The 8,303-nt window shown below is 51.0% G+C and carries 8 protein-coding genes; 3 read left to right on the top strand and 5 right to left on the bottom strand.

Translation table 11 applies throughout. From position 1 onward, the window contains the following. The first annotated feature begins 343 nt into the window (after positions 1 to 343). A complete protein-coding gene (locus BMX27_RS16580) occupies positions 344 to 1,030 on the top strand; it encodes a hypothetical protein (protein WP_090161669.1) in 687 nt (228 codons plus the stop codon). Between the two features lie 210 nt (positions 1,031 to 1,240). Here the strand turns inward: BMX27_RS16580 and BMX27_RS16585 are convergent, their stop codons facing one another. The 4 genes from BMX27_RS16585 to BMX27_RS16600 all read right to left on the bottom strand — a co-directional run bounded on the left by BMX27_RS16585 (position 1,241) and on the right by BMX27_RS16600 (position 4,772). Then, positions 1,241 to 2,743, bottom strand: a complete 1,503-nt coding sequence (locus BMX27_RS16585; protein WP_090161672.1) for an RNA-directed DNA polymerase — start codon at positions 2,741 to 2,743, stop codon at positions 1,241 to 1,243. Positions 2,744 to 3,019: 276 nt separating this feature from the next. After that, the gene (locus tag BMX27_RS16590; RefSeq protein WP_090161675.1) at positions 3,020 to 3,199 is read right to left on the bottom strand and encodes a hypothetical protein; all 180 of its coding nucleotides are present in this window, start codon (positions 3,197 to 3,199) and stop codon (positions 3,020 to 3,022) included. Further along, entirely contained in the window at positions 3,196 to 4,497 is a 1,302-nt protein-coding gene (locus tag BMX27_RS16595) for a DUF6538 domain-containing protein (RefSeq protein WP_177172774.1), read from the bottom strand. Before BMX27_RS16595 ends, BMX27_RS16590 begins: the two co-directional genes overlap by 4 nt. Before the next feature lie 92 nt (positions 4,498 to 4,589). Further along, positions 4,590 to 4,772: a hypothetical protein gene (locus tag BMX27_RS16600; protein WP_090161677.1), complete on the bottom strand. Its 183-nt coding sequence runs from the start codon at positions 4,770 to 4,772 to the stop codon at positions 4,590 to 4,592. 442 nt (positions 4,773 to 5,214) lie between these two features. Between BMX27_RS16600 and BMX27_RS16605 the strand changes: the two genes are divergently transcribed. Beyond that, positions 5,215 to 6,834: a DNA cytosine methyltransferase gene (locus tag BMX27_RS16605; RefSeq protein ID WP_090161680.1), complete on the top strand. Its 1,620-nt coding sequence runs from the start codon at positions 5,215 to 5,217 to the stop codon at positions 6,832 to 6,834. Here BMX27_RS16605 and BMX27_RS16610 read toward each other — a convergent pair. Further along, positions 6,831 to 7,448, bottom strand: a complete 618-nt coding sequence (locus tag BMX27_RS16610; RefSeq protein WP_090161685.1) for a BglII/BstYI family type II restriction endonuclease — start codon at positions 7,446 to 7,448, stop codon at positions 6,831 to 6,833. The genes BMX27_RS16605 and BMX27_RS16610 overlap by 4 nt on opposite strands. 97 nt (positions 7,449 to 7,545) lie before the next feature. Between BMX27_RS16610 and BMX27_RS16615 the strand changes: the two genes are divergently transcribed. Then, positions 7,546 to 8,286 (top strand): BglII/BstYI family type II restriction endonuclease, encoded by a 741-nt coding sequence (locus tag BMX27_RS16615; RefSeq protein WP_090161688.1) that lies wholly within the window; start codon positions 7,546 to 7,548, stop codon positions 8,284 to 8,286. Positions 8,287 to 8,303: the final 17 nt, after the last annotated feature.

Raw genomic sequence — 8,303 nt, forward strand, 5'->3', positions numbered from 1 at the left:
GTGTGGCTTGTGAGAAGTGACAAAAAAAGAGAGCGTGAGGTGGTCCCCCGGCAGCCGAAACCACCGAGGATCATTGTTAGCGAGTACTAGCCACCGTAGTGGAATATCTTAATATTGCCCGATTGCATTATAGGACCGAAGGTAGCAAGGAGCGCCTGATCTACGTGACCCGACGCCTTCAGCTGCTTCGCAGGTGCCTACAGCATACATCCGTTGTAGGTCCTGAGGTGCGAGTTATGCGGACGGTGCTATCGTTCAGTAATGGCACAATGGAACAGTCGGAACTAGTCCTCGATAGTTTAATTGGTTGGAAGAAAGAATAGCCCCATACATGCACCCCAGAATGGAAATTATCATCCACTATGCTAAAATTTTTCTCCGCCTGTGGAGGGGTAATCCGATCCGAAGGGCTGGGTTTCTTACACTCGCAGGTGGACTCGCTATTTTAGTCGACCCGTGGTCTATCTTAAGGCTAGTCATTTATGATCTGACCGATCTTAACGATCAGAAGTCAGGGCTGCTTGAATACGCGATAGGAATTTTCCTGGTAATGGTCGGACTGACAATAATAATTGTCGAATACTGCAGGGCTAATCGGCCTCCGAACCAAGATCAGCTCATGTTGAATAAGTTTTTGAAAAAACTGCCGAGGGAAGTAGTTAATTTTATTCGCGACACTCAGTTTGCTAATGGGCTTCGCTTAGATCGCTTACAAGCAGTCACGGATTTAGCAGATAATTGGCGTGGCGCAGAGTATCACTTCCGCGACCCCGCACTGCAGAATGCATTTGAGGAGCTGTTGCGAGGAGCTCAGGGCCTTATGTCGATTGTTCGCCTCGAAATGCGGCCAATTGAGCTATATTCCGATTTTATGCTAATTCGCGATGGCCGCGACGGGAACGGGAGTGAGCGCCCACGTGAAATTATAGTATCGGAACTACATACCACATCCATCAGAATCTCAAAAGCCTACGACACCCTTATTTTGAGGGCGAAGGAGTTAAATCTCTCTCTAGAATACGTGAAATAGAGCTTTGCAGCATCAAACTCCGACGCATCTTTTTAGTATGATTTGGATAGATTTGATTTTTCTTGGCGGCTGACCGCAAACCGCTATGATATCGATCGGCCAAGTAAAATTGAGATAGATTGGAACGAGATAGGAAGGCGGAGCCAAAGAAGTGATCTTAGACCCCCGGCAGCCGAAGCCACCGAGGTGTAAGAAATCTGAAACGGCGGTTTAGCTGCCGTAGTGGAAAAGCTGGACCTCGCCGAGTTGCACTACCGGCTCCAACTCTGACAAATCAACGTAGGTCGAGGCCTTCACCAGATGCCTGTATTGTTCCTGCAACCAGTCGTTGTTCCAAACATGAAACTCAGGGTCGGATACTGTGCGGCACAGGGGTTCGCTGTAGGTGAAAGGTAACCCGTTTGGTATGGCAATGCGCTGTAGCCACAAATCCAAATGGCCAGTATGGGGGACGGATACGAACTTCGCCTGGATTTGGACGAGTAGTGCGCTGGCAACCTTCCGACTGACCCACGAAAACATCCTGCTCAAAACAGCCGCATAAATCGGATAAGTGCGTGGGTTACGGATTGCGATGTCTGTGAGGATTGCGACCATCGGAGCCACCGGTTCCTGCGCGCCTTTTTTCCGGATAATCTTCTTCTGGAACTCCATTAGAAAACGGATCACACTTCCTGAGTTAGGATGCTGAAGGGCAAGGTCGTAAATACCTAAAAGATCATCAATTAGCCGGGTAGACTGAAATCCTATTTTCACAGAGCAACGCTTGTCGTGCTTGATGGCCGCAGCAATAACTTCATCGGTGATCCCGGTTTTACCAGGGTTTAGTTTCAAGCCGAAGTCGCGAAGTACATTGCAAATTGTACGCGCAATCAGCTCGCAATCTTGCCGTGAGTGCGCAAAGACGCGGTAATCGTCACGATAGCGAATTATTTTAAACTCGGAGAGACCAGCACGGTTCAGATCCTGAGATATAAGCAAGTCCCCGTAGCCCAAGACCAGTTCAGCAAGTAGGTGGGAAAGGTTCGAGTCGTGCGGCAGTCCGTGGGTGCGGTTACCGTGCGCGCTTCGAACAAGGCTGCCGAGGGCGTTACCAAGAAGCTTTCTGCCTCCTCTTCGGTCGTTGCCTTCCTGGAGTTCCAAACCGTGTAGGGCAGGAGCAAATGCTCGCGTGCAGAGTGAGCCATAGCAGTCAGTGATGTCTGTCTTCAGCATGTAGTCGAATTGCAGACTCAGCTCTAAAGACGCAAGTTCGTGGCCTTCCCGCCACCTCAAAATTTGCGCTGCCTTATCAGAAACCGAAGAGTTGGAGACGAGTGGCAAACTGGTGCATTTAAATCTGCGATCCTGCCCGAAATCCGCGAAACGTTGTTGTATCAACGCCCAACTCTTTGGTTCGGTCAGACGGTGCACCAGCTCAACGTAAAGAAATGGGTGGATCAATTCTTGAGGTCGCCAAGCGAATTGACCATCCTTATTGTGGAGGATCGTATGATTGATCCCCTTGCAATTCTGTAGATTTTTGACTGTCAGGTCAGCCAAAGGCGTTTTGCTCAGTAGAGTAGATATGCGGGTTAGCATCGGGCCGAAATCGAAGTACCGGGGCAACTCAGCAGCGAAATAGCTTTCGGACTTGAGCAAGTAGGCCCTAGCGGCATCGGGGGGTAGTTCTAAAATTACGCTCGGTCGTTTATTACGAAAGTGGGCTTTCATATTCTTTCCTTTTTTCCACAGTTTAATATTGCGAGATGCAAAATTTAGTAGACTGCGAACTAATCGAAGTTCGGGTCTTCAATGTGTAGAAAGAAAAGAGCCAAAACCCATTCTTTAGACCGGCCAGAAAGGATAGGACCCCTCTTTTGTGCCTTAGTAAGAACGACGCAAGAGCCCGTCCTTTGCTTGATAACATCGAAGTAAGTCCGCTTGATCAGAAAAAAAGGGCAAACCAAAATTTAATCCCCCGGCAGCCGAAGCCGCCGAGGGTTTTTGTTAACGGGGCACTGCCCGGTTGATCACGTAGTCAGCCAGCCAGCTCCAATAGTCGTCAGCATCCTTGAAGCCCTGATCCTGAGCCGCGACGTCTTCTGCCTCAGCTTTTGTCGCCTCGGACTCAAACTGGCAAATCGCTGCCCGTTCCTCGAACTCTTCGATGTTGGGCAGCACCTTCATGCTGGTAGCCGTATCTGGTCGATGATCGACCGCTGCTGCTCGTCGCTGATCCCTGCTGAGTAAATCCCGTAGGTTAGCTGGTTTTCAGATCGGGCCGACTTATGGCCCACCAGCGATGCCGTGAAGTGCTCTGGTACGCCCGTTCGTTCGCACTGGGTGATGAACCACTTCCGGGTGGAATGGAAAACTAAACCAGGTCGGCTCAACTCCAACCGGTCCCGCAGCTTCGTAAACTGCTTGGTGACGAGATTGACGTTTAACTCAGGGAACAACTCGCCCTGTGCTGGCAGCAACGGCAGCAGGTCTTGTAGAACAGGATGCAGCGGAACCTGACGGGCCGACGCGTCAGTTTTCAGTTCCCGCACCGCGTTCGGACGGACCAAAGCGAACCAACCCAGATTACCCTTCCGCACGAGATCATCGCGTAGAAGACCAACCGCCTCACCAGATCGCATACCGGTGAGCAGGCAAAACAGCAGAGCATGATGGAGCTCCTTGTCCTCAGCTGCCAGCAGGCGGGCAACCTCAGCATCGGTCGGGACGGCATAGGGTGCAGGCCGAACCTTTCGCTCGAACCTCACAGTCCTGAAAGGGTTCTGGTCGATCTCCCCTTCGTACACCGCCCAGTCTAGGAAGTGTTTGACCTGTGACCATATCCGTTTCTGGGTCCTGACCGTAATGCCGTCGTTCCTCCTGCGCGAGAACTCGATCAACCGATCAAATCCCATCCGCCGGGTGGCTTCTGATTTGCCGATGACCCTTGAGAGATCGGGGATGGTGTCCAAAAAGAACCGTCCTTCATCCCGGCCCAGCTGAGACACTGGCACACCAGCGAATTTGCTAGCGAACAGCCCCACAGAATATCGAACCGACTTGTAGCCACCGGGACGTAGCTCTTGGGCCCGTTTCCTGAGGTAGGTTTTTGCGAGATCACCGACCTTTGCCGACGTTCGCTTGGTCCCCGTAAAGCCGGTAGTGCCGGAGGCTTCCAGAGAGGCCCGTAGGCGGGCAACGGTCTGCTTTGTGATCCCGTCCCAGCCAGCACCAAGTCCCTCAGCAGGCGATCCGCTCTGTGCCGTGGCCGTCATGACGTTGATACCACTACGGGCTTTGCTGACCTGCTCTTCGTAAATCGCGTTGACCTCCAGCGAACGCGCCTTCGCGACCTTTGGGTCACTGGTCTTTAGCGATCGTTTTAGAGCTTTGCTTCCCAAGACCAGAGCGACGTCTGCGGGGTAGTTACGGCGAAACATCCAGACCTGACCATGCAGGTAGGCATACTTGATGCGAATAGACATGCAGTCTACTTCCGAGGCAGTGCCTCAGTTGCTTTTAGCTATTGATTTGATTGGGTTTCAGTTGAGGGCTGGGATGTTCGACATCCTTGCCATCAAGCTTTGTGCAGACCTAGGATCAGGTCCAAGGGCGGCTCGCCGTAGCAGTCTTCAAGTGGGCCATCCAAAGAGTACCCGGTCACGCAGTCTTCAAAGACCTCGTGGATTTGGAAAAGGTGTTGGGGCCAGTCTTCACCGGCCTTGATGACCACGATGTCGCCTTCCTGATAGTCATCCATCGCAACGGACCATAAGCAAGAGTATGGCGATGACCGAAAACACTATGCTCCAAGGGTCGCAGCGGAGGGTGTTGGGTCTGCGATTCGGGATACGCAGAAATAGTTGATTAATGTAGTGCAGCATAAGCTGTCTCCTCTGTTTCTTTATTTAGATACAGAGGTTTGCTCGATTTATATGGTTCGTGAGGGCCTCCTAGGACATTGCTAAAGCTGGTGGTTCATCCAAGGTTGATGGAAGAATGGAAGCCTTCTGCGACGAAGAAGCGCGTACGGTATTCCTTCGCGTCTTATGCACGTCGTAGGACTGCAACGGACGGGAAGCCAACATTCGCTTCGCCACATAGGCAGGTTGCCGGATTAACGAAAGCGAATGATTACCCTTCGTTAGATCTTGTGTCTTCTACAGAATCTTGTAGTTTGTTCGTCAAGTAATGGGGTGATCATGAGAGCAATTGATCTGTACGCGGGAATCGGTGGCTGGAGCCTAGGACTTAAGCTGGCTGGTGTTGATGTAGTTGGCTCGTATGAATGGTGGCAGCCTGCCATAGACACGCATAATGGCAACCATGGCACAGAGTTGACGTCGATCAACATCCGCACGATGGATTTGGATAGCCTGCCAAGCGACATTGATCTCGTGGTGGGAAGTCCGCCATGCACTCAATTTTCTTACTCAAATCGCGGCGGAAGCGGAGACTTGGCTGATGGACAAGTTGACCTTGAGCGCTTCTTTGCCATTGTTGAGCGGCTGAAACCACGCTTTTGGGCGATGGAGAACGTACCCAGGGTAGCAAAGTACTTGGAAGCATGCTTCTCTGATTCAGAGTCGTCACTTTATAAGTATCGAGAACTTAAGCCAAACATTGGAGTTTTCGATTTTTCAGAATTCGGTTGTCCTCAGGCTCGGAAGAGATGCGTCGCGACCAACATTCCATTGGCGCAGATAAACCAGTTCAAGCCGTACTGCGCGAATTTGACGTTAGGAGACGTCACTAAGGCAATTGGATGCAAAGGACGGGTGGTTGATCCGGTCTGGGGCGTAGAGCTTTCTCAGCCTCAAGTAACTGAACGTGAGCAGGAAGAGTTGTTGGATGACGAAGAGCTCCGCCTCAATCGCGAATCCAAAGTCTTCCATCCAGTTTACAACAATATGTCGTTCCCTGACCGCCTAGATGTTCCTGCGCGTACAGTCACTGCAACGTGTACGCGAGTGTCGAGAGAGAGTATCGTCGTCGCCAGTGGAGCAGGCTACCGACGTTTGACGGTTCGAGAGCGGGCGACCTTACAAGGCTTCCCCATTACATATCAGTTTTTTGGTAAGTCCTTTTCCGAAAAGGTAAAAATGATTGGGAATGCGATCCCGCCAACGTTTAGCTACATATTGGCGTCATACGCCCTAGGGCGGACAGGGGCCGACTTCATCCCTCACACGGAGGCCGGCGCTGACCTTTGTCTTCCAGTCAAAAATGCTCTTGCTACTAAGGTAGATACAGCTGGGAAAACCTACCCCGAGAAGCGCCGATTTCGTGCAGCTATTCCTCACCTTCGCTTTAAGAGCGGTATGAGGTTTGAGTTCGCAAACGAGGTTGGTGAGGTTGATACCACGTGGTCGATGCGGTTTTATTCGGGAAATTCAAAGGATATTCGGACGCACTATTTAGACGAGAAACTAGGTTCTCAGCTAGAAAAATGTGTCGAACTTGAGGACGTTGCGGTACGGGCCACTGCAAGCAGCAATAGCATGGAAGAGCTGATAACTTCAGTTGATGGAGCTCTACTGCAACGGATTTGGACAAGGCGTAGGCAAGGAGAGGGCCCATATCATTGGGTTGATCTTTTAGGTGAAATTGCAAACGACGTTTATGATGACCTGCTCGCTGTTTTGACCGAAGTAGACGCGGAACGCATCGTGCTGGAGCTGGTAGGGCAGCGCGACAGCAACGGCAAATTCGTCAATGAAGCAAAGCTTAAGCGGCATGCGTATCGAATTATCGCTGGAGTAATTGTTGGTGTTTGGTTTAGCCGAAAAAATTCAGACAAGCAGCTTGCGCGTGCAGCCTAAGGGCCGACACCAATAACGACAAGCGGTACACCCGGTATGCCCCTGCCTTGCCTTAAAATATTGCTTAGGTCTTTCTCAAAAAATGTGGGGCCAGAGGACATTTCGCGCGACATGCTCTTCATTGGCAATATTTCGACGCCAACATCTATTTTTCCGGCAGCAAAGAAGGCCAGATGCTTCACGTAAAGATCGTGTGCGACGAAAGAGTACTTCCCAAATTGGACTTCAACAGCAACTCGGTCTTTGACAAAGTCGGTCTCATTGCTGGTCGATAACGCCTCGAACCCCGCATCTTCGATAATCCTCTTTTGCTCTATCGCGGGCAGGTTTTGGACGCTACGAGTTGTGCGTTCATCTTCGCAAACATAGTAGCTAAACTCCTCTTTTTTCCAAGGCGGTGAGCATTCTTCGAACCTATCCTTAAACTCTTTGTTCAATGCCGGAGGCGAGTAAAGCGTGGCACCGAATTTTTTCGCTTCTTTGGATTTCTTCGTCTTGCACGCAAGGCCATCAACCTTGGCAATGACGCTTTGGATTTCCACCCAAAGTGCGGGTCGGCGTGCCATCAGGTATTCTTCGCCGTTCAAATGCGAGTAAATCTTGTGAATTTTCATGAGCTAACAAGGGCTTCCTGCATATCAGTCTAGCGGAATCGACTCGACTCCCGCGGGCATTCAGTGATTATCGCGGCCAAACCTGATGGAAGCAACGATGTTACATGAACTGCAAAAGCAAGGCTACCAGGTCGAAGTCGTGTCACATGCCCGTGCAATTCTTGAGGTCGATTTTCCGGAGGTCGAAGCGGAACTGACCGACGTTCTCAAGGAATTCAAGATTCCCATAAAGGAGCTGATCGCTGGAGGTGGTGGTGAAGCGAAAGGCACGCAGAGACTAAGGAACGCCTTAGCCGAGAGGCAGTGGCCCAAATTTCACTTCCACGTGGAACGTAAGGTAAATGGAAAGCTCCTTGAGAGCCAATCTCATGAAATTGACCATGTTCGGGAGCTTCCCGCCGGTCGGATCGCTCTTGAAATTGAATGGAACAACAAGGACCCATTCTTCGATCGCGATCTTGAAAATTACAAACGATTGCATGCAGACGGCGCGATCTCGGTAGGGGTAATCATCACGCGCGGGACGTCACTTCATGAGAAGATGAGGGACATGGTCGGGAGGTTTTTGGACGAGAACCGAATTTTATCGCTCGATGACCTCACCCATTGGGGCTACGAACCGACTTCACGTCAAAAAGCTTCGATCAGTGGTTTGATTAACCGTGTTAAGGAGCCGCTCACTTTCCGTGAAGCATTTTGCCGTAAGTTTGTTGCGGACAAATTCGGGGAAGCGACGACGCACTGGCGCAAACTTGACGATAGAGTGCGTCGAGGCGTGGGGAATCCGTGTCCGTTACTCTTGATAGGCCTGCCGGATAGCATCGTTGAGTTTCCGTGAAGCATTCTTCGGATAAG

Origin of the sequence: Loktanella sp. DSM 29012 (genome assembly GCF_900110705.1) — a bacterium.
GTDB classification, from domain to species: Bacteria; Pseudomonadota; Alphaproteobacteria; order Rhodobacterales; family Rhodobacteraceae; genus Loktanella; species Loktanella gaetbuli.